This is a genomic window from Janthinobacterium sp. LM6 (assembly GCF_002002885.1).
Classification (GTDB): Bacteria; Pseudomonadota; Gammaproteobacteria; order Burkholderiales; family Burkholderiaceae_D; genus Janthinobacterium; species Janthinobacterium kumbetense.
Window position 1 is genome coordinate 1072401 of record NZ_CP019510.1, and the last position, 21921, is coordinate 1094321.

Annotated in this window: 16 protein-coding genes; 11 read left to right on the top strand and 5 right to left on the bottom strand. The window is 61.8% G+C overall.

The window, feature by feature from the left end; translation table 11 throughout:
• Positions 1–19: 19 nt before the first annotated feature.
• The 7 genes from BZG29_RS04770 (at position 20) to BZG29_RS04800 (ending at position 6725) form a co-directional block, all read left to right on the top strand.
• Positions 20–526 (top strand): DUF4390 domain-containing protein, encoded by a 507-nt coding sequence (locus BZG29_RS04770; RefSeq protein ID WP_251350982.1) that lies wholly within the window; start codon positions 20–22, stop codon positions 524–526.
• Entirely contained in the window at positions 526–2823 is a 2298-nt protein-coding gene (locus BZG29_RS04775; RefSeq protein ID WP_077399460.1) for an ATP-binding protein, read from the top strand. The genes BZG29_RS04770 and BZG29_RS04775 overlap by 1 nt, the downstream gene beginning before the upstream one ends.
• A 98-nt stretch (positions 2824–2921) precedes the next feature.
• Positions 2922–3641 carry a response regulator gene (locus BZG29_RS04780; protein ID WP_077399463.1) on the top strand — a complete coding sequence of 240 codons (720 nt, stop codon included), beginning with the start codon at positions 2922–2924 and terminating at the stop codon, positions 3639–3641.
• The gene (locus BZG29_RS04785; protein WP_077399466.1) at positions 3638–4039 is read left to right on the top strand and encodes a GTPase; all 402 of its coding nucleotides are present in this window, start codon (positions 3638–3640) and stop codon (positions 4037–4039) included. The genes BZG29_RS04780 and BZG29_RS04785 overlap by 4 nt, the downstream gene beginning before the upstream one ends.
• A gap of 153 nt (positions 4040–4192) precedes the next feature.
• Positions 4193–4450, top strand: a complete 258-nt coding sequence (locus tag BZG29_RS04790) for a DUF3567 domain-containing protein (protein ID WP_077399469.1) — start codon at positions 4193–4195, stop codon at positions 4448–4450.
• A gap of 77 nt (positions 4451–4527) precedes the next feature.
• On the top strand, positions 4528–5307 hold the full coding sequence (locus BZG29_RS04795; RefSeq protein WP_077399471.1) for a class II glutamine amidotransferase: 780 nt from the start codon (positions 4528–4530) through the stop codon (positions 5305–5307).
• A 137-nt stretch (positions 5308–5444) separates the two neighbouring features.
• Positions 5445–6725 carry an EAL domain-containing protein gene (locus BZG29_RS04800; protein WP_077399474.1) on the top strand — a complete coding sequence of 427 codons (1281 nt, stop codon included), beginning with the start codon at positions 5445–5447 and terminating at the stop codon, positions 6723–6725.
• Between the two features lie 214 nt (positions 6726–6939).
• Here the strand turns inward: BZG29_RS04800 and BZG29_RS04805 are convergent, their stop codons facing one another.
• Positions 6940–7311, bottom strand: a complete 372-nt coding sequence (locus tag BZG29_RS04805) for an SPW repeat protein (RefSeq protein WP_077399477.1) — start codon at positions 7309–7311, stop codon at positions 6940–6942.
• Positions 7312–7431: 120 nt separating this feature from the next.
• The gene (gene metH, locus BZG29_RS04810; RefSeq protein WP_253192783.1) at positions 7432–11226 is read right to left on the bottom strand and encodes a methionine synthase; all 3795 of its coding nucleotides are present in this window, start codon (positions 11224–11226) and stop codon (positions 7432–7434) included.
• 640 nt (positions 11227–11866) lie between these two features.
• On the opposite strand from metH, the gene BZG29_RS04815 reads away from it, so the two are divergent.
• Positions 11867–14344, top strand: a complete 2478-nt coding sequence (locus tag BZG29_RS04815) for an IPT/TIG domain-containing protein (protein ID WP_077399480.1) — start codon at positions 11867–11869, stop codon at positions 14342–14344.
• Positions 14345–14433: 89 nt separating this feature from the next.
• Here the strand turns inward: BZG29_RS04815 and fmt are convergent, their stop codons facing one another.
• A complete protein-coding gene (fmt, locus tag BZG29_RS04820) occupies positions 14434–15390 on the bottom strand; it encodes a methionyl-tRNA formyltransferase (RefSeq protein WP_077399483.1) in 957 nt (318 codons plus the stop codon).
• A 238-nt stretch (positions 15391–15628) separates the two neighbouring features.
• Positions 15629–16171 (bottom strand): peptide deformylase, encoded by a 543-nt coding sequence (gene def / locus BZG29_RS04825; protein ID WP_076568288.1) that lies wholly within the window; start codon positions 16169–16171, stop codon positions 15629–15631.
• A 306-nt stretch (positions 16172–16477) separates the two neighbouring features.
• On the opposite strand from def, the gene dprA reads away from it, so the two are divergent.
• The 3 genes from dprA (at position 16478) to BZG29_RS04840 (ending at position 21090) form a co-directional block, all read left to right on the top strand.
• Entirely contained in the window at positions 16478–17581 is a 1104-nt protein-coding gene (gene dprA / locus BZG29_RS04830) for a DNA-processing protein DprA (RefSeq protein WP_077399486.1), read from the top strand.
• A gap of 94 nt (positions 17582–17675) precedes the next feature.
• Positions 17676–18140 (top strand): DUF494 family protein, encoded by a 465-nt coding sequence (locus BZG29_RS04835; protein ID WP_034749287.1) that lies wholly within the window; start codon positions 17676–17678, stop codon positions 18138–18140.
• A gap of 283 nt (positions 18141–18423) precedes the next feature.
• Entirely contained in the window at positions 18424–21090 is a 2667-nt protein-coding gene (locus tag BZG29_RS04840) for a DNA topoisomerase III (protein WP_077399489.1), read from the top strand.
• Between the two features lie 70 nt (positions 21091–21160).
• On the opposite strand, the gene BZG29_RS04845 is transcribed toward BZG29_RS04840, so the two are convergent.
• Positions 21161–21877, bottom strand: coding sequence for a hypothetical protein (locus BZG29_RS04845; protein WP_077399492.1), 717 nt, complete (start codon positions 21875–21877; stop codon positions 21161–21163).
• Positions 21878–21921 lie beyond the last annotated feature (44 nt).

Sequence of the window (21921 nt, forward strand, 5' to 3'; positions counted from 1 at the left end):
GCTGATGCTGGCATGTACCATGCCACGCGCGCATGCCGCCGACATGGTCGAGATCACCCGTGCCTATATCGAGTCGGGCGAAGAGGGCTACAAGCTGGCCGCCACGTATTCCTTCGAGCTCAATCACGACCTCGATGATGCGGTACAGCATGGCGTGCCGCTGTATTTCACGACAGAAATCGAACTGACCCGGCCCCGCTGGTACTGGTTCGATGAAAAAGCCATCGTGGCGCGCCAGACCAGCAAGCTGTCGTATAACGTGCTGACGCGCCAGTATCACGTGTCGGGCGGCGGCTTGCAGCAGAGCTTTCCCACCCTCGACGATGCGCTGTTCCTGATCCGCCGTCCCAGCCGCTGGTTGGTGGCGCGGCGCGGCGAGCTGAAAGTGGGGCAGACGTACAACGTCACCTTGCGCATGGGCATGGACCGCGACTACCTGCCCAAGCCGATACAGGTCAATGCCTTCAATAACAGCGACTGGCGCCTGGCTTCGAATAAAAAAACCTTCTTGTATACGGCGGAGTAGTGAGTCAAGCATTGCGCTATTTGCTGGTGGTGGGCGGCGGCATTGTCAGTATTCTGCTGTTCCTGCTGGCGTCGGCTTCCGACAATTCCGGCTTTTTCGACCGTTACTACACCTGGCTGCTGGGCCTGAACGCGGCCGTGGCCGTGTCCCTGCTGGCGCTGGTGGGCATTTCCCTGGCGCGCCTGTACGCGCGCTACAAGAGCGGCAAGTTCGGCTCCAAGCTGATGACGCGCCTGGTGATGCTGTTCGCCGCCGTCGGCATCCTGCCGGGCCTGGTGATTTTCCTTGTCTCAGTGCAATTCGTCTCCCACTCCATCGAATCCTGGTTCAACGTCAAGATCGAAGCGGCGCTGGAATCGGGAATTGAACTGGGCCGTGCCGGCCTCGATGCGGCCCTGGTCGAGCTCGACCACCGGGGCCACAAGGCCGTCGAAGAACTGGGCGCCGACCCGGTGGCCGGTCCGGCCGTGCTGACCAGCCTGCTGCGCGAAGAGGGCATGCAAAACGTCATGCTTGTCAGCGGCGACGGCGTGCTGCTGGCCAGCGCCGGGCCGCACAGCGCGGCCGACTTGCCAACGCCGCCCATGCTGGTGCAGGCGGCCTTGCCGGCCGGCTATGCCTCCGCCGAGGGCGGACTGGAGTTGCACGACGATGGCACGGAGTCGGGCGGCGGCGGTTTCCGCTCGGGCCTGCCAGCATCGCTGGAAACGGCGGCCAGCCTGCGCCTGCGCGTGCTGGTGGCCGTGCCGGGACCGTCCGTTTCGCCCCGCTATTTGCAACTGCTGCAATCGGTGCCGCCCAAGCTGGCGACGAATGGCGAAGTGCTGCGCGCCGCCTACAGCGAATACAAGGAACGTTTCGTCGCGCGCGTGGGACTGCGCAAGATGTACATGGAAATCCTCACTTTGACCTTGCTGCTGGCTATTTTCGGCGCCATCGGCAGCGCTTTCCTGATCGCCGGCAATTTGGCCCAGCCCCTGCTGCTGCTGGCCGAAGGCACGCGCGCCGTGGCCGAGGGCGACCTGTCGCCGCGCCCCATCGTCGCGACCAAGGATGAACTGGGCACCCTGACGCAGTCGTTCAACATCATGACGCGCCAGTTGCTCGATGCGCGCACGGCCGTGGAAAGCAACCGCGCCGCCTTGCAAAACGCCAAGGCCCACCTGGAATCGGTGCTGGCGAACATGTCGGCCGGCGTGATGGTGCTCGACGGCGACTTCAAGCTGGTGACCTGCAATGAGTCGGTCGAACGCATCCTGCAGCATTCGGGCATGAGCATGGTGGGCCAGCCGCTGGCGAATATTGCTGGAATGGAAGAGTTTGGCGGCGCCATCATCAGCGCCTTTACGGCGCAAAGCGCGCAATCGGCCTCGGGCCGCAACCAGCAGCGCCTGCACTGGCAGCGCCAGATCGAGATTCCGCGCCGCCTGGGCAGTAGTGCCGACGAGCATGACATCACCTTGCTGGCGCGCGGTTCGAGGCTGCCGCTGGAGTCCGGCAGCGGCTACATCGTCGTCTTCGATGATATTTCCGACGTGATTTCCGCGCAGCGCTCGATCGCCTGGGGCGAGGTGGCGCGCCGCCTGGCGCATGAAATCAAGAATCCGCTCACGCCTATCCAGCTGTCGGCCGAGCGCCTGCAGATGAAGCTCGAAGGCAAGCTGGAGCAGCCTGATGCCGACCTGCTCAGCCGCGCCACCACCACCATCGTCAAGCAGGTCGATGCGATGAAGCGCATGGTCGACGACTTCCGCGACTATGCGCGCACGCCGCCGGCCGTGCTCACGCCGCTGCGCTTGAACGAGCTGATCGAAGAGATACTGAACCTGTACCTGCGCGGCGACGATGGCGACATCATCCATCCGCTGCTGGCGCCGAATTTGCCGATGGTGATGGGCGATCCGACCCAGTTGCGCCAGGTGATCCACAACTTGCTGCAGAACGCGCAGGACGCCATGGCCGACCTGCCGCCGGACTCGCCGCATCCGCAGATTGACGTAAGGACGGAAGCAATTCATTATCGCAGTGCGGACGGCGGCGTGAATATCGCCGTGCGGCTGGCCATCAGCGACAATGGCCCTGGTTTCGCGCCAAAAATCCTGGCGCGGGCCTTCGAGCCCTATGTGACTTCGAAGGCGCGCGGCACGGGATTGGGCCTGGCGATGGTCAAGAAAATTATCGATGAACACGGCGGACGCATCGATATCGAGAACCGGGTCGACGGCAATGGCGCTTCGGTGGTCATTTTGCTGTTAAAGTTAGCTCCCGACACTCCTGCCCAGGAATTCCTGGCGTGAGGGTCTGGTTTAGTATTTAAAACACTAATAAAATCATAGTTGTCCGCCGTGTGCATCTTGTGCGCGACGGCCGGCGAAATGAGGAAGGCAAGACACGAATGGCAAACATACTCGTAGTGGATGATGAAATGGGTATCCGTGAGTTGCTCTCGGAAATTTTGGGCGACGAAGGACATGCTATCCAGCTGGCCGAAAATGCGCAGCAGGCGCGCGAAGCGCGTGCCGCCGGTGCGCCGGATCTGGTATTGCTGGATATCTGGATGCCCGACACCGATGGCGTCACCCTGCTCAAGGAGTGGCAGCGCGACGGCTTGCTGACCATGCCGGTGATCATGATGTCGGGCCACGCCACCATCGATACGGCGGTCGAGGCGACGCGCATCGGCGCCATGAACTTCCTGGAAAAACCAATTGCTCTGCAAAAACTGCTGAAGGCAGTCCAGCAAGGCTTGACGCGGGCACAGGAAACCGTGCGCGCGCCGAGCGTGGCGCCGCGTCCCGTGGCACCCGTGGTGGCCGAGGAAAGCAGCCATCCCGTGCCCAACTTTGGCGGCAGCGCGCCGCAACAGCTGATGGTGCGCCCAGGCATCGCTGTACCTGCGGTGGCCGAAGGCCATGGCTACAACCTGTCGTTCGACTTGCCGCTGCGCGAGGCACGCGACGCGTTCGAGCGCATGTATTTCGAACATCACCTGGGACGCGAAGGCGGCAGCATGACCCGCGTGGCGGAAAAAACGGGCCTCGAGCGCACCCATTTGTACCGCAAGCTGAAACAGCTGGGCGTCGAACCGGGCAAGCTGGCCAAGAAAAGCCTGTGACGGCAGCCGTGCGGCGTCCGACGCCGCTGACTCTGGTCAGCGGTGGACGCGCCGCCGGGCGCGAAGCGGCCATCGCGCAAGCCTTGCCGCCTGGCCAGCCGGCCGCCGTGATCCTCGAGGGCCTTGCTGACGGCAACGCCATCCTGGCCGACCTGGCCGGGCAAGTTTCTCCTTCTCCATCATTTCCATTGCAACTGTTGCGCATCGCACCAGGTTGCCTGTGCTGCAGCGGCAATCTCGTATTGCGTGTAACATTGAATCGTCTGCTGCGCCATCCACCCGCACACTTGTTCATCAGCCTGGCCGACGCCACGCACATCGAACAATTGCGCACCTGGCTCACCGCCAGTCCCTACGATGCCCTGCTGGCGCTGCAAGCAGACATGGTCGTTTCCTGACGACTTTTCGATCGCCTTACCGCAGTCGTAGTTTGCATCTCGTTACAACTCTGTAGCCCGCAGGGTGGCATGGCCGCTTGAAATGGCGCCGTGTGAACCCCACCTCTGTTCTGACACCGCAGGAGCTTCTCCTGCTTGAGCGAAGGATGCAAAATGAACCTGATCTATAACAGCGAACAATACAGCGTCGTGGAATTCGGCGTCGACGGCGACCTCGAAGCACTGCGCTTTGGCGGCTATGAAATCGTCGACAAGGGGGGCAAGCGGGAAACGTTTATCGCCGGCATCCTTGCACAACACTTCCGCCGCGACGTCACGGAGCTGATCGCCAGCGAACCCAGCATGGAAGAGATCGATGAATTCCTGGGCAGCTACGATTCCCTCATGAGCCAGCCTGTCCTGTTGCACTGACCGGATGGCTATCGCCACCATACCAATCCGTCTGACGGCATGGTATGGTGGCCGGGTTACTTCGCTGCAAACAGACCATGTGCCAACTTCTCGGAATGAATTGCAATGTCCCCACGGACATTGTCTTTAGTTTTACCGGCTTCGCCATGCGCGGCGGCCATACCGATACCCACCATGACGGCTGGGGTATTGCCTTTTTCGAGGGGGCCGGCGTACGCCATTTCGTCGACCACCAGGCGGCCATCGCCTCGCCCGTGGCCGAACTGATCAAACGCTACCCCATCAAGTCGCGCAATGTCATCGCGCATATCCGCAAGGCCACGCAAGGCCAGGTGGCGCTGGAAAATTGCCACCCGTTCGTGCGCGAACTGTGGGGCCGTTACTGGGTCTTTGCCCACAATGGCGATTTGAAGGAGTTCAACCCCGTGCTGACGGGCAGCTATCGCCCCGTCGGCTGCACCGACAGCGAACGGGCTTTCTGCTACCTGCTGCAGGAGCTGCATGCGCGCTTTGGCGATGCCCCGCCGGCCTTGCCGCAACTGCATGCCGCCCTGGCGGAGTTGCTGCCCAGCATCGCCGCCCACGGCACTTTCAACATGATGCTGTCGAGTGGCGAGGCGCTGTTTGCCCATTGCTCGACCAGCTTGCACTATCTGGTGCGACAACATCCGTTTCCAACTGCTAAACTCTCCGATGAAGACCTGAGCGTGGACTTTTCCCAGGTGACGACACCCCAGGACCGCGTGGCCGTGATTGTTACCCAGCCGCTGACGACAAATGAGCAATGGACGGCGTTTGCGCCGGGCGAATTGAAATTATTTGTCGACGGGATGGTGCAAGACACGCCAGTCGCCTAATTTGTTGACGACAATAAACTGGATTGCTGCCAAAATACCCACAGCGCGGGCGGAATTCAGCTAAAGTATTGTCAATAGTGAACCTTGATGCGGGCGCGGCGCGGCCGGTGTCACTCGACGTGATTGATGAAGAGTTAATGATCGATATTTCCAGCAACGACATCACCCCGAAACCCTTGCGCGTGCGCGAGTTCTATCTGGGGCGACAACCTATCCTTGACCGTAATCAAGCCCTGTTTGGCTATGAGTTGCTATTCCGCAACGCTCCGGTCGGTCCCGCCAACATTACCAGCGATCTGTCCGCCACTGCCTCCGTCATCGCCCACGCTTCCCAGCTGGGCATGGAAAAGGTCATCGGCGACGCGCTCGGTTTCGTCAACGTCGATGCCGACGTGATCATGAGCGACATCTTCGTGTTTCTGCCGCGTGAAAAAGTCGTGCTGGAAATCGTCGAATCGATGCCCGTCACGCCGGAAGTGCGCGCGCGCATCAGCGAGCTGGTGGGCCATGGCTTCACCTTCGCGCTGGAAAACGTCGTGTCCGACACGGCGCAAGTGCAGGAGCTGTTGCCGCTGGTGCAATACGTCAAGATGGACATGAGCACGGTCGACCCGAAAGTGCTGGCAGCGCTGGCGCCCCGTTTCAAGCAGGAAAACAAGAAACTGGTGGCGGAAAAGGTCGAGACGCGCGAAGAATTCAAGTCGGGCCTGGACCTGGGCTTCGATTACTTCCAGGGGTATTACTTTGCCAAGCCCGCCATCATGACGGGCAAGAAACTGTCGCCGTCGCAACTGGCCGTCATGGAACTGATGACCCTGGTGACGTCGGACGCCGATAACATGGACATCGAGCGCGCCATCAAGCGCGACGTGTCGCTGGCCTTGAACCTGCTGCGCCTGGTCAATACACCGGCCGTGGGCGCGCGCCAGCGCATCGATTCGCTGAGCCAGGCCGTGACCGTGCTGGGCCGCCGCCAATTGCAGCGCTGGCTGCAAATCATGCTGTATGCGGAACCAAGCAAGCGCGGCCATAGCATGACGCCGCTGCTGATGCTGGCCACCACGCGCGGCCGCCTGCTGGAATTGCTCGCGCATAAACTGCGCCCGAACCACGCCCATTCGGCCGATATCGCCTTTACGGTCGGCATCATGTCGCTGATGGATACCCTGTTCGGCGTGCCGATGTCGGAAATCCTCGGCCAGATCGAAGTGATCGACGAAGTGGCCGAAGCGCTGCTGTCGCGCGAAGGCTTCTATGGCGACCTGCTGCGCCTGGCCGAGTGCATCGAGCGCATCGAAGACATGGAAGGCGAGATCGTGCCGACCTTGCGCGACCTGGCCATGTCGCCGGACGACCTGGTGGAGCTGGAAATGGCCGCCTACGAATGGAGCGACAACGTAGTCCGCTACGCTTTGTAGTGGCGCCTGACCTGAGCTACTGCGCGTCGGTATAGGAGGCCTGCGATGCTCACCGGCTCGGCGCCCCCGTACTGAGTACGGCTCCGCTTCTCGGCCACCTCTTCCTTCCGCTCGCTACGGTTTTGCCAGGCGCTGAGACGTCGCGTATCTGCGGTGCTGTTCGTATTTTAAAAAGCCCTGCACGGCTTAGCCGTGACAGGGCTTTTTTACGCCGCTACGCCGCGGCGCCGGGCCAGTGCTTGTGCAGCTCGGGGTCGGTGCGCAGTTCCCACAGGGCCAGGACGACGACGGCGATACCGACGATGAGCTCGTTCCACAGGACGACGCGCTGTTCGGCCAGCCGCAGTATCCACGGCGAGGCGGCGACCCAGACGCCCACCAGCAGATTGACGACGACGGCCCAGAAATACGTCTTGTACAGGTCGAAGGCGGCCAGGATGGCGATCACGAGGCCCGAGACAAAGGCGTTGATCATCTGCGGCGAGCCTTCGGGATAGGAAAATGCCCAGGGCGAGACAACGAGCCACAGGCCCAGCAACAGGATCACCTGATCCTGCCAGCGTTTCAGTTTGAAATTGGTTGCCATATATCCTCCTTGCCAGTTGGGAACGGGCCGGAGCGGGCATGCAGCATGCCGGCCGGCATACTGCGTTAGTGCGCTTCGGCGCGCGATAAGTTCCGCGCGCCTTGTGCTTATATTATGGCATTACGACAGGTTCGGCGCCAGCCAGCGTTCCACGTCCTCGATGCTGGCGCCACGGCGCTTGGCCATGTCTTCCACCTGGTCCATGCCGATCTTGCCGACGACGAAGTATTTCGACTCCGGGTGGGCAAAATAGAAGCCGGACACGGCCGCGCCGGGGAACATGGCATACGATTCCGTCAGCTGCATGCCGATTTCCTCGGCCTGCATGACCTCGAACATCTCTTTCTTGACGGTATGCTCGGGGCAGGCCGGGTAGCCGGGCGCGGGACGGATACCGACATATTTCTCGGCGATCATGTCGTCGTTGCTCAAGTGCTCGTCCGGCACATAGCCCCACAAATCCTTGCGCACGCGCTCGTGCAGGTATTCGGCGAACGCTTCGGCCAGGCGGTCGGCCAGGGATTTGAGCATGATGGACGAGTAATCGTCGTGCGCGTCTTCGAAGCGCTTTTCATACTTTTCGATGCCCAGGCCGGACGTCACGGCAAACATGCCGATGTAATCCTTCACGCCAGATTCCTTCGGGGCAATGAAATCGGCCAGGCACTGGTTCGGCCGCTGCACGCCATCGACCACGGGTTTCACGCCCTGCTGGCGCATGCCGTAATACGTGAACGCCACGCTACTGCGCGTATCGTCCGTGTACACCTCGATATCGTCGTCATTGACGCTGTTCGCCGGCAGCAGGGAGACGACGCCATTGGCCGTCAGCCAGCGTCCGTCGATGAGTTTTTTCAGCAAGGCCTGGCCTTCCGCGTACACCTTGGTGGCCGCGTCGCCCACCACTTCATCCGTCAGGATGGCGGGGAAGGGGCCCGCCAGGTCCCAGGTCTGGAAGAACGGACCCCAGTCGATATAGTTGGCCAGGGTGGCCAGGTCGACATTTTTAAACACGCGGCGGCCGATGAACTTCGGTTTCACGGGCTTGCACGCGCCGTCGAAGGGCACGAGCATCTTGTTGGCGCGCGCCTGCGCCAGCGGCAAAATCGGCAGCGCTTTCTTGTTGGCGTGCTGTTCGCGGATGCGCGCGTAGTCGAGTTCGATGTCTTCCACGTACTTGTCGCGCTGTTCCGGCGTCAGCAGCGATTGCGCCACGGACACGGAACGCGAGGCGTCCGGCACGTAGATCACGGGGCCTTCGTAGTTGTGGGCGATTTTCACGGCCGTGTGGGCGCGGCTGGTGGTGGCGCCGCCGATCAAGAGGGGAATCTTCAGCATGCGGAAGTGTTCGTCGCGCTGCATTTCCTTGGCGACATACGCCATTTCTTCCAGCGACGGCGTGATCAGGCCCGACAGGCCGATGATGTCGGCGTTTTCCACCTTGGCGCGGGCGAGGATTTCCGAGCACGGCACCATCACGCCCATGTTCACCACTTCGAAGTTATTGCATTGCAGAACGACGGTGACGATGTTCTTGCCGATGTCATGCACGTCGCCTTTCACGGTCGCCATGATGATCTTGCCTTTCGGCTTGGCGACGATGCCCGTGCGCTTTTCTTCCAGCAGCTTTTCTTCCTCGATGAATGGAATCAGATGGGCCACGGCCTGTTTCATGACGCGCGCCGATTTCACCACTTGCGGCAGGAACATTTTACCTTGGCCAAACAGGTCGCCGACCACGTCCATGCCGGCCATCAGCGGGCCCTCGATCACGTGGATGGGGCGTCCGCCATTGTGCAGCAACTCCTGGCGCGCTTCTTCCGTGTCTTCCACGATGAATTGCGTGATGCCGTGCACCAGCGCGTGCGACAGGCGCTCCTGTACGGTCCCTTCGCGCCAGGCCAGGGTTTGCGCCTCGGCCTTGCCGCCCGCCTTCAGGGTGCCGGCAAATTCGATCATGCGCTCGGTCGAGTCTTCGCGGCGGTTCAGCACCACGTCTTCCACGCGCTCGCGCAATTCCGGGTCCAGGTTGTCGTACACGCCCACCATGCCGGCGTTGACGATGCCCATGGTCATGCCGGCCTTGATGGCGTGGTACAGGAAGACGGTATGGATGGCTTCGCGGGCGGGATCGTTGCCGCGGAAACTGAACGACACGTTCGACACGCCGCCCGAGATCTTCGCGTACGGCAAGTTTTCCTTGATCCAGCGCGTGGCGTTGATGAAGTCGACGGCGTAATTATTGTGCTCTTCGATACCGGTGGCGACAGCAAAGATGTTCGGATCGAAAATGATGTCTTCCGGCGGGAAGTCCAGCGCATCGATCAATAAATGATATGCGCGCGCGCAAATTTCGATCTTGCGCTCGAAGGTGTCGGCCTGGCCCTTCTCATCGAAAGCCATGACGATGACGGCCGCGCCGTAGCGGCGGCACAGTTTCGCCTGGCGCAGGAATTCTTCCTCGCCTTCCTTCATGGAAATCGAGTTGACGATGGCCTTGCCCTGCACGCATTTCAGGCCCGCTTCGATGACCGACCATTTCGACGAGTCGACCATGATGGGCACGCGCGAAATATCGGGTTCCGAGGCGATCAGGTTCAGGAAACGCGTCATGGCCGCCAGCGAATCGAGCATCGCTTCATCCATATTGATATCGATCACTTGCGCGCCGTTTTCCACTTGCTGGCGGGCCACGGACAAGGCTTCGTCGTATTGCTCGTTCAGGATCATGCGCGCGAACGCCTTCGAGCCCGTGACGTTGGTGCGCTCGCCCACGTTGACGAACAGCGATTCGTCGTTGACGACGAACGGCTCCAGGCCCGCCAGGCGCAAGTCGTGCGATGGGGCCGGCACGGTGCGCGGGGTGTTTTTCGACAGCAATTCGCCAATGGCGGCGATGTGCTCGGGCGTGGTGCCGCAGCAGCCGCCCGCCATGTTCAAGAAGCCCGCGTCGGCAAATTCGCGCAGCAGGGCTGACGTGTCGGCCGGCAACTCGTCGAAACCCGTGTCGCTCATGGGGTTGGGCAAGCCCGCGTTCGGGTAGATGCACACGAAGGTGTCGGCGATCTTGGCCAGTTCTTCCGCGTACGGGCGCATCAGGGCGGCACCCAGCGCGCAGTTCAGGCCGATCGTCAGCGGTTTCGCGTGGCGCACGGAATTCCAGAAGGCGGGCACGGTCTGGCCCGACAAGATGCGGCCCGACGCGTCCGTGACGGTGCCCGAAATCATCAGCGGCAGGCGCACGACATCCGGGTTTTGCTCGTAGAACAGGTCGATGGCGAACAGGGCCGCCTTGCAGTTCAGGGTATCGAAGATGGTTTCCACCAGCAACACATCGGCGCCGCCTTCCACCAGGCCCTGCGTCTGCTGCAGGTAGGCGGCCACCAGCTGGTCGAAGGTCACGTTGCGCGCGGCCGGGTCGTTCACGTCCGGCGAGATCGACGCCGTCTTCGGCGTGGGCCCGAGGGCGCCGGCGACGAAGCGCGGCTTGTCCGGCGTGGAATATTTATCGCAGGCGGCCCGCGCCAGCTTGGCGGCCTGGACGTTCATTTCATAGGCCAGGTGGGCCATGTGGTAATCGTCTTGCGCGATCGTCGTGGCGCCGAAGGTATTCGTTTCGATCAGGTCGGCGCCGGCCGCCAGGTAGCGCTCGTGGATTTCCTGGATGATGTGCGGCTGCGTCAGGGTCAGCAACTCATTATTGCCCTTGACGAACAGTTCGCGCGCGCCACTGTCGGCCGGCGCGGCGAAATCGATGAAGCGGCCGGTGGGGCCGCCGCGATACGCTTCTTCGTCGAGCTTGTATTGCTGGATGATCGTGCCCATGGCGCCGTCGAGGATCATGATCCGCTGCGCCAGAATGGCGCGCAAGGTGGCTTCGGTCGGGGACATGGCGGGGATCACGGTATCGTTCATTTCATGCTTTCAATAGGCAAACGGGCGGCGGCGCGGCGACAAGACGTTACGAGGCGGATGCGGGTCAGCAGGATCAGCTGACGGAGAGTGCCGGCCGGGTAGGGCAGGCAGAAGGTGGTAATCGCCTGATTTCACCGGGTCTAAAATTATACGGCATCAGGCTGCTTTGGTTTTAAGCAAAAGCGGCCGTTCGCCCCACGGCAGGCCTTCTTGCAACACATCGCCTTCCGCCACGCCTGCTTCTGAAAATGACATTCCTGAAAATCTTACTCAAAATGTTAATTCTTCCAGCAAAGTTGGCAGGAAGGTATTGCGTCTGGGCTGTGGAAAAATTTCCACATTATTTGCGCCGCATCAGCATATTTTTAATGAGTCGAATGGCAATAGCTGCAAAGGAAAGTAATTTTGATTTTAGCCAATACAGAGTGAGGGAAATAATGCCCAGAATAAAATTTGCCAAGCAGATATTTTAATTATTATCAAAACCAATTGAATCAAAAGCATTAATAGTTGTCTTTGGGAATCGAACTAAACCATAATATTGATTCTTCGAAATTAAATTCTCACCAAAAGTCACCAATATGTCACATTTATCTCGTGTCCTCCCCGGCATCGCGCTGCATCAACATGGTTGCCAGCCATGAAAAACCATCTGCTTGTCGCATTGTTTGTCATGCTGGGCCTGTCCGCCTGCGGCGGTGGTGGCGGTGGGGGGGGCGACACGGTGGTGGCGACCACGTCGGGTACGCCCGTGCTGCTGCCTGCCGTGACGGCCGTTTCGGCGGCGAATGTCGCCGTCGGTGGCAGTCTGGTGCTTACAGGCACGAATCTGAGCCGCGTGACGGCTTTCCAGGTGGGCGGCGTGACCGTTGCCACCAGCGCCGCCAGCGACACCAGCATTACCCTGGCCATGCCGGGCGTGCCCGTATCGGGCGTCTTGAGCCTCGTCAGCGCCAGCGGCACGGCGGCCACCAGCTATAACGTCAATGTGTACCTGCCCCTGAGCGTGGGCAGCGTCGCACCGGCGACGGGCGGCGTCGGCTCCAGCGTGACGATCACGGGCGGCGGCATGGGCGCCGTGACGGCGGTGCAGTTTGGCAATGGTGCGGCGGCAACCCCGCAAAGCCAGACGGCCGGCAGCGTGACGGTGTTGGTGCCTGCGGGCGCGGCGACAGGCGCGCTGACGGTGCGCGGTCCCTACAACGATGTGCTCAGCGGCGACACGTACACGGTGCTGGCCAGCGTGACGGTGACGTCGATCACCTCGGCCGTCAGCAGCGGGAGCTTGTCCGTGACGGTGCAGGGCAGCAATCTCGACCAGGTCACTTCGGCGTCGGTGGGCAATACGCCGGCCGTCATCGTCAGCGCCAGTGCCAGCCAGCTGGTATTGTCTGCACCGGACTCGGCAACGGGCAACGTGATGCTCTCGGCCGCGTCGCGCGTCGCCGTGAATGCGGGCACGGTGTCGGCCTTTACCCTGGGCAGTATTGATTTCGCGCAAGTACTGAATTTGAATGCCAGCAATACGGCCTTGCGCTTGACGCGCGGCAAGCCGGCCGCCGTGCGCGTGTCCGTGCTGGCCGCGCAGGCGGGCCAGTCCAGCCCGGCAGTCACCTTGAATGCGACCGCCGCCAATGGCAGCAACCTGGGCAGCATCGCGATGACGGGGCCGGCGCTCTTGCCGACGACGAAGAACGATGACAGTTTCAACGGCAATTTCAGTGCCGTCCTGCCTGCAGGCTGGATATTGCCCGGCGTGCGCGTGCGCGTGACGGCAGTCGGCAATGACGGCGTGCAAGTGAGCCAGGAAGCGGCGCCCGTGGTGGCCAGCCTGGCCAAAATCCGTCTGGTGCTCGTGCCCTTGAGCACCGATGATGGTGTGGCGCAACTGCCTGACGCCGAGGTGATCCGCGCCGCGCTGCTGCGCGTGTATCCGTATGCGACGGAAAATATCAGCATCACGACGCGCGCCGCACTGAGCATGCCGGGCAGCAGCACGGCCGACAGTTGGTGGAGCGATGCCCTGGGCAAGCTGGAAAACCGGCGCGCGCTGGAAGACAGCGGTGCCTATTATTATGGTTTCGTGCCGAAGATGTCCGTCACCAATGCAGCCGGCCTGGCCTACATCAACCAGCGCAGCAGCGGCAGCGACTTCACGTCGGCCATCGGCCTCGATGCCCAGTCCAAGAGCATCGCGGCGGTCGATCCCTTCGGCAATCAATGGCCTCTATGGCTGACTACGCTCGTGCATGAGCTGGGCCACAACCACTCGCTGCAGCACGTCGCCTGCGGCGGTCCGGCTGGCGCTGCTGTCGACTACCCGTATGCGAATGGCAATCTGGGCCCGCAACCGCTGTACAACAGCAGCTATGCAGGCAGCATCGGCCAGCTGAGCAAGGCAGTCTATGGCAACACGCCGATGAAGGACGTGATGAGCTATTGCAGCGGCGCCTGGTTCTCCGACTACAGCTATGCGCGGGTGCAGCAATTCCTGGAAAAACGCAGCACGCAGATTACGGGCAGCAATGTGCTGGCCGCCAGCATGTCCGTGGCCGAGAACGGCTACCTGACCATTTCCGGCCGCATCACGCCAGCCGGGGTGGCCTTGCGCCCGGCCGTTGCCTCGTCGGCGCGCATCGGCGCCGCTGCCAGCGGCAGTGGCCATGCTTACACCTTGCGCGTGTTGACGGCGTCCGGACAGACTATCGACTTGCCCTTCGATGGCGTCTCCGTGGCCGACCATGGCGGCAACGCCATGAGCCACTTCCGCGTCAGCTTCGCCAATCCGGGCGACATCAGCGATGTGCAAGTGCTGGCAAATGGCAAGGCTTTAGCCAAGCTGGAACGCCCGGCGCGCCGCAGCAAGGCCGCCGCTAACGATGCCACGTTTGATGCGACGCAAAGCGGCGGCCAGTTGGCGCTGGTCTGGAATGCCGAGGCGGAACCGTATGCCGCCGTCATGCACGTGGCTGCCGATGGCCGCAAGACGGTGGTCGCCAGTGACTTGACGGGTGGCAAAGCCAATGTCGACGTGAGCGCCTTGCCGGCCGGTGGCCGCTTCGAGGTCAGCCTGTCGTCGTCCTTGGGCGCACGGCTGATGAAGGTGCAGCGCCGCTAAGCCAGCGGGCTGGATGCAACAAGGGCTTGCCGCGGCAAGCCCTTTTTTTTATGGCCGTCAACATGACGGCACGGTGCGATCAAGCGAAACTATGCGAAACGCTTGCCTTCCAGCGGAAAACCCTTGATGAATTCGGCCGCGGGCAGGCGCTTGCCGCCCGGTTTTTGCAGTTCCGTCAGGCGCAGGGAACCGTTGCCGCAGGCCACGACGATGCCGTGCTGGGGGTCGGCCGCCAGCACCTGTCCCGGCGCTTCCTTGCTGTCCGCTTCGAGCACGTCGGCGGCCCAGATCTTGATGGTGGTGCCATCGACCTGGCCGCAGGCGCCGGGAAACGGATTGAAGGCGCGGATTTTGAGGCCCAGTTCCAGCGCCGGCAGGCTGAAATCGAGCGCCGCTTCTTCCTTGGCGATTTTTGCGGCATAGGTGACGCCCGCTTCCGGCTGTGGCACGGCTTCCAGCGCTTGCAGTTGCATCTTGCGCAGGGTCTCGACGATCATCTTGCCGCCCAGGGTGGCCAGCTTGTCGTGCAGGCTGGCGGTGGAGTCGCCCGCTTCGATGGGCGTGCGCTCGATGGCCAGCATCGGGCCCGTATCGAGGCCTTCTTCCATCTGCATGATGGTCACGCCCGTTTCATCGTCGCCGGCTTCGATGGCGCGGTGGATGGGCGCGGCGCCGCGCCAGCGCGGCAGCAATGAACCGTGGATATTGATGCAGGGTTTGATGTCGAGCGTGCTGCGCGGCAAGATCAAGCCGTAAGCCGCCACCACCATCACGTCGTAGTCGGTGGCCAGCAGGCGTTCGTGGGCTGCCTTTGCTTCGGCGGCGCGCTGCGGGTCCTTGCTGTCCATGCGCAGCGACAAGGGCTGCAGCACCTCGATGCCGTGCTGCAGTGCATATTGCTTGACGGCCGAGGCGTGCAATTGCATGCCGCGTCCGGCAGGGCGGTCGGGCTGGGTCAGCACCAGCGGAATCTCGAATCCCGCTTCGTGCAAGTCTTTCAGGGCCGTGGCGGCAAATTCAGGCGTGCCTGCGAAGATCACTTTCATATGGTTCCTTGACGTGAGGTGCGCAGGCCCGCGCCGGAGGCGCCAGGCTGGCGTGGTATTACGGTCAGTCTATCAGCAGTGCTGCAAAAACTCCTTTAACACCTTACAAAACCGTAGCGAGCGGAAGCGAATTGTGGCTGAGAAGCGGAACTGTGCTGGGCACGGGGCCGCCGAGGCAGTGAGCATCGCAAGCCGCAAGCCGCAAGTCGCGACGCGCAGTAGGTTTGGTCAGGTGTTATCAGAAACGGCGGTTCTGCGCGCGCAGGCTCGCTTCGCGTTCGAGACCACGGATTTCCTTGATCATCTTGGTCTTGATGCGGTTGCGCTTGAGCGGCGACAAATATTCGACGAATACCTTGCCCAGCAAGTGATCCATCTCATGCTGGATGCAGACGGCCAGCAAGCCGTCGGCTTCCAGTTCGAACTGCTTGCCGTGGCGGTCCAGGGCGCGCACCTTGATGCGGGCCGGGCGTTCGACGCCATCGTAGACGCCAGGCACGGACAGGCAACCCTCGTCGTAGACCTGCTTTTCTTCGCTGGCCCAGGTGATTTCCGGGTTGATGAACACTTGCAGCTGGTTTTTTTCTTCGGTGATGTCGATCACCATCATCTGGATATGCTCGTCCACTTGCGACGCGGCCAGGCCGACGCCTGGGGCGTCGTACATGGTTTCAGCCATGTCGTCGATCAGGGTTTGCAGGCGCGCGTCAAATTCGGTGACGGGCTTGGCGACCGTGTGCAGGCGAGGATCGGGGTAACGCAGGATATTTAATATGGACATACGGATTCGACTGGTTAAGGTGGGCGCCGGTGCGCCGGATTATTCATGCCTGGGCCATGCGGACGATGGCAGGGCTATTTTATTTTTGAGTACGCTATGGTCGGGCGCGTATGGCGCAACGGCGCGGCAGTTGCGTTCGCCAGTGCGCTAATCGTTTGCTGCAAAGGGAAATTTTATCACAGACGCCCATGCTCCTGTGGAGCAGGGGCTGTTTTGCACGGCCATTGCACGCATCCTTGCGCGCGTCGGTATCGCGCGCCTGCCATGGCGCTAGCATGGGAGGGCACAGTACACAGCGAGGTGGTCATGCATGCACTTGCAACGACGGCAGACACGGCCACGGAACTGGCGGGCTGGCTGCGCCTGCAGCATCTGCCCGGCGTGGGGCCGGTGGCGGCGCGCGCCTTGCTGGCCCGCTTCGGCTTGCCGCCGGAGATCTTCGCCACGCCTTTCGAGGCCTTGCGCGAAGCGGTGCCGGCCAGCGTGGCGCGCGCCATCGTGCAGCCGCCCAAGCCCGTGGCCAACAGCCAGCTGGAACTGACCCTGCAGTGGCTGCAGCGGCCCGGCAACGCCGTGCTGACCCTGGCCGATGCCGCCTATCCGCCCCTGCTGCTGGAAATCGCCGATCCGCCGCTGTTGTTATATGTACGGGGGCGGGCGGAACTGCTGTCGCGTCCCGGCGTGGCCATCATCGGCAGCCGCAATGCCAGCGCGCAAGGCATGCAGAATGCGGCCGCTTTCGCGCAAGCGCTGAGCATGGCGGGCCTGACCATCATTTCCGGGCTGGCGCTGGGCATCGATACGCACGCGCACGAGGGCGGCCTGCGCGGCGCGGGCGGCACGGTGGCCGTGATCGGCACGGGCGCCGATCTCGTGTATCCGCGACGTAACCTTGATCTGGCGCAAAGAATTGCCGAACAGGGATGCATCGTCAGCGAGTACGCGCTGGGCTTGCCCGCCATGCCGGCTAACTTTCCGCGCCGCAACCGCCTGATCAGCGGCCTGGCGCGCGGCGTGCTGGTGATCGAGGCGGCCGCGCAATCGGGTTCATTGATCACGGCGCGCCTGGCCGGCGAGCAGGGGCGCGATGTGTATGCCTTGCCCGGTTCCATCCATGCGACCCTGGCCAAGGGCTGCCATGCGCTCATCAAGCAGGGCGCCAAGCTGGTCGAATCGGCCGATGACGTGCTGCAGGAGCTGCAATGGCTGGGCGGCGTGCCCCAGGTGCCCCCAGCGGTGGAAGACGAGCCGCCGCTGCTGGCCGCGCTGGGCCACGATCCCCTCGACGCCGACACGCTGGCCGCGCGCAGCGGCCTGGCCATGGGCGCGCTGATGGGGGAATTGCTGGCGCTGGAGCTGGCGGGCCGGGTGGAACGCTTGCCGGGAGGACTGTTTCAACGCTGCAAATGACAGCTTGTCACTTGTGTGGCGGCCTTGCCGCACGGGGGCGCTTTGTCGGCGCGCACCCTTGTGTCGCAGCGAACTTAGCTGATAGAGTAGAGCCATGTTCGATATCCTGGTGTACCTCTACGAGACTTACTATCGCCCCGATGCCTGCCCCGAGCCGGCAGTCCTGGCGCGCAAACTGTCGGCCGTCGGTTTCGACGACGTGGAGATTTCCGAAGCGCTCGTGTGGCTGACGGACTTGAACGCCATGGCCGGCGTCGAACAAACCCTGACGGCCAGCTCCACGGGCACGCGCTTCTATGTGCAGCAGGAAAGCGACGTGCTGGGCACGGCCGCTATCGGCTTCATCCAGTTCCTGGAAAGCGCCAAGGTGCTGTCGCCGCTGCAGCGCGAAATCGTCATCGAACGGGCGCTGGCGCTCGACGAGGCCCCCGTTTCGTTGGGCAAGCTGAAAGTCATCGTGCTGATGCTGCTGTGGAGCCAGGGCAAGGAACCGGACGCCCTGATGTTCGACGACCTGTTTGTCGACGACGAAGACCTCCCGCCGCGCTTATTGCACTAATATATAGCCGTATTCTTCGCTGCCTGCCCGACCCTGGCGCCGCTGCCGCGCCATCCCCTTTACCATGTGCTGCACCAGCGCGCCCGCCAGCCTGTTGTGTTTGCGCTTGCGCATTCTTGCTTGCAGATAACTTGCCGAATTCTTCAATAGGCGCTTATCATTGGCCGCTTGACAAGACCACAAGTCACAAGGCCTTGCGCAGACAAAAGCGTCGGCGCCTGGCAATGCACTGTATGATGCGCATGCTGAAACTATCCTAGAGCATTTTTCGAGACTAAAAAATATGACAAAAACCCTCATCATCGCCGAGAAGCCTTCTGTCGCGAACGATATCGCGAAGACGCTTGGCGGCTTTACCAAGCACGATGAGTACTTTGAATCGGATGAATACGTCCTGTCGTCGGCGGTCGGCCACTTGCTGGAGATCGCCGTGCCGGAAGAATTCGACGTGAAGCGCGGCAAATGGAGTTTCGCGCACTTGCCGATGATTCCACCGTATTTCGCGCTGAACCCGATCGCCAAGACGGAAGCGCGCCTCAAAGTATTAAACAAGCTGATCAAACGCAAAGACGTCACCACCCTCATCAACGCATGCGATGCGGGGCGCGAAGGCGAGCTGATTTTCCGCCTGATCGCGCAAAACGCGAAAGCCAAGCAACCGGTCAAGCGCCTGTGGCTGCAGTCGATGACGCCGGGCGCCATCCGTGACGGTTTCTCGCACCTGCGCAGCGACGAAGAAATGCTGCCGCTGGCCGATGCGGCCCGCTGCCGTTCGGAAGCCGATTGGTTGATCGGTATCAATGGCACACGCGCCATGACGGCGTTTAATTCGAAAGAAGGCGGTTTTTATCTGACCACCGTGGGCCGCGTGCAAACGCCGACCTTGTCCATCGTGGTCGAACGCGAAGACAAAATTAAAAAATTCGTGCCGCGCGACTTCTGGGAAGTGCGCGCCGAATTCGTTTGCGCGGCCGGCATCTATGAAGGCCGCTGGCTCGACACGAAGTTCAAGAAGGACGAGAACGATCCCGAGAAGCGCGCCGAGCGCCTGTGGAGCAAGACGGCTGCCGACTCGATCGCCACCGCCTGCCGCGGCCGCCAAGGCAATGTCACGGAAGAATCGAAACCGACCACCTCGATGGCGCCGGGCCTGTTCGACCTGACCAGCCTGCAGCGCGAAGCGAACTCGCGTTTCGGCTTCTCGGCCAAGAATACGCTGGGCCTGGCCCAGGCGCTGTATGAAAAGCACAAGGTACTGACGTATCCGCGTACCGATTCGCGTCACTTGCCGGAAGACTACATGCCGACCGTGCTGCAGGCGCTGGAAACGGTCAAGGACAACAGCAACTACCACCAGTTCGCCAAGCAGATCATCGACAAGGGCTGGGTCAAGCCGAACAAGCGCATTTTCGACAACACCAAGATCTCGGATCACTTCGCGATCATCCCGACGACGATCGCGCCGAAAAACCTGTCCGAGCCGGAACAGAAGCTGTATGACCTCGTCACGCGCCGCTTCATGGCCGTGTTCTTCCCGCCTGCGGAATTCCAGGTCACCACGCGCTACACGGAAGTGTCCGGCCATCAGTTCAAGACTGAAGGCAAGGTCATGACCAATCCGGGCTGGCTGGCCATCTACGGCAAGGAAGCGTCGACGGACGCCGACAAGGAAAGCAATGGCAACGGCAACCTGGTGCCCGTCGCCAAGGGCGAGAAAGTACAGACGGAAAGCGTCAACGCCAACGGCCTGGTGACGAAGCCGCCTGCGCGCTTCACGGAAGCGACCTTGCTGTCGGCCATGGAAGGCGCCGGCAAGCTGATCGACGACGACGAGTTGCGCGATGCGATGGCCGGCAAGGGTCTTGGCACCCCGGCGACGCGCGCGGCCACCATCGAGGGTTTGCTGACGGAACGCTACCTGATCCGCGAAGGCCGCGAACTGATTCCGACGGCCAAGGCATCGCAGCTGATGACTTTGCTCAAAGGCCTGGGCGTCAATGAATTGACGGCGCCGGAGCTGACGGGCGAGTGGGAATACAAGCTGTCTCAGATGGAAAAAGGCAAGATTTCGCGCGAAGAATTCATGCGCGAAATCGCGCAGATGACGCAAATCATCGTCAAGCGCGCCAAGGAATACGATAACGACACGATTCCAGGCGACTACGCGACCCTGGAAACGCCTTGCCCGAATTGCAGCGGCGTGGTGAAGGAAAACTACCGTCGTTTCGCCTGCACCAAGTGCGAATTCTCGATGAGCAAGACGCCAGGTTCGCGCCAGTTCGAAATTGCCGAAGTGGAACAATTGCTGAAGGACCGCACCATCGGCCCGCTGCAAGGTTTCCGCTCGAAGATGGGCCGTCCGTTCGCCGCCATCCTGCGCATCGTGCGCGATGAAGAGATCAAGAATTTCAAGCTGGAATTTGATTTCGGCCAGAACGACGAGAGCGAAGATGGCGAAGGCGTCGATTTCACGGGCCAGACGCCCGTGGGACCGTGCCCGAAGTGCAACGCCGGCGTGTACGAAATGGGCCTGGCCTATGTGTGCGAACACAGCGTGGCCAAGCCGAAGACGTGCGACTTCCGCAGCGGCCGCATCATCTTGCAGCAGGAAATCTTGCCGGAACAAATGGCAAAACTGCTCAACGATGGCAAGACGGACTTGCTGCCGGGCTTTGTTTCGCAGCGTACCCGCCGCCCGTTCAAGGCATTCCTCGTGCGCGGCAAGGATGGCAAGGTGAGCTTCGAGTTTGAAGAGCGCAAGGCCAAGCCGGGCGCCAAGACGAAGGCGGCAGCGGCCGAGGCCGAAGGCGAGGAAGGCGCGGCGCCAGCGAAGAAAACGGCCGTCAAGAAAGCGGCAGCCGTCAAAAAAGCGCCAGCCAAGAAAGCTGCGGCCGTGAAAAAGCCGGCCGCCAAGAAGGCGCCGGCGAAGAAGGCGGCAGCGGCGGAGTAATCCGGCGCCCGCCGGTCAGGCAAACAAAAGCCAGGGATTTCCCTGGCTTTTTTTACGTCCCGAGGCTGGCTTAGTCCAGGTAGTCCGAGTATTCGCGCTGCGCGTAATTCTGCAAGTTGGCCCACGGCTGCGCCTTGCTGACGGTCGGCTGCAGCTTGACGTCGACCCGGCGATAGAAGGTATTCGCGCGGTCGCCGCTCTCGATGATCAGCGGAATCTGTTTTTGCTCGTCCCACAGTATGCGCTGGAACACGCCATTCTTTTCCACTTCGCGCCAGCGCGCGCCCGTCACGTTCGATGCCTGTTTCGACAGAGGCATGGCGGCCACCAGTTTCGGGTCCAGCAGATAAAAACTGTTTTCCCAGGAACCGTCGAAATTGACGTTTTCGTACTCGGCCTTGGGGATGGCGACGACGATCTTGTCATGCGCATCGATGTATTCCACGCGTACGGTGTTCTTTTCCAGCATCACGTGACGCGGTATCAGCACGGGATTGAAGTGCTTGTGCTCATGCTGCGTGGCTTTCAGCGCGACCTTGGTGTTTTCGCCATGCTTGTGGCCCGCATGCGCGTCGGTCGACGGCGCCAGCACGCGCTCGACCCACACGTGGCCGGGGCGGCGCAGCATCTTTTCTTCGTAGCGGCTCTCGCGCGTCACGCCTTCCGGCGTCAGGACGCGGCTGTAATAGGTGATGCCCAGGTCCAGGTCGGCAGGAGTGGCAGGAGCGGCTTGGGCGCTGGCGGCAAAGCCGGCGGCCAGGAGGACGGCGATCAGGGACGATTTCATGGTCTTGCCTTTACGTGCAGAGGGGCGGAGGGCATACGCCATCC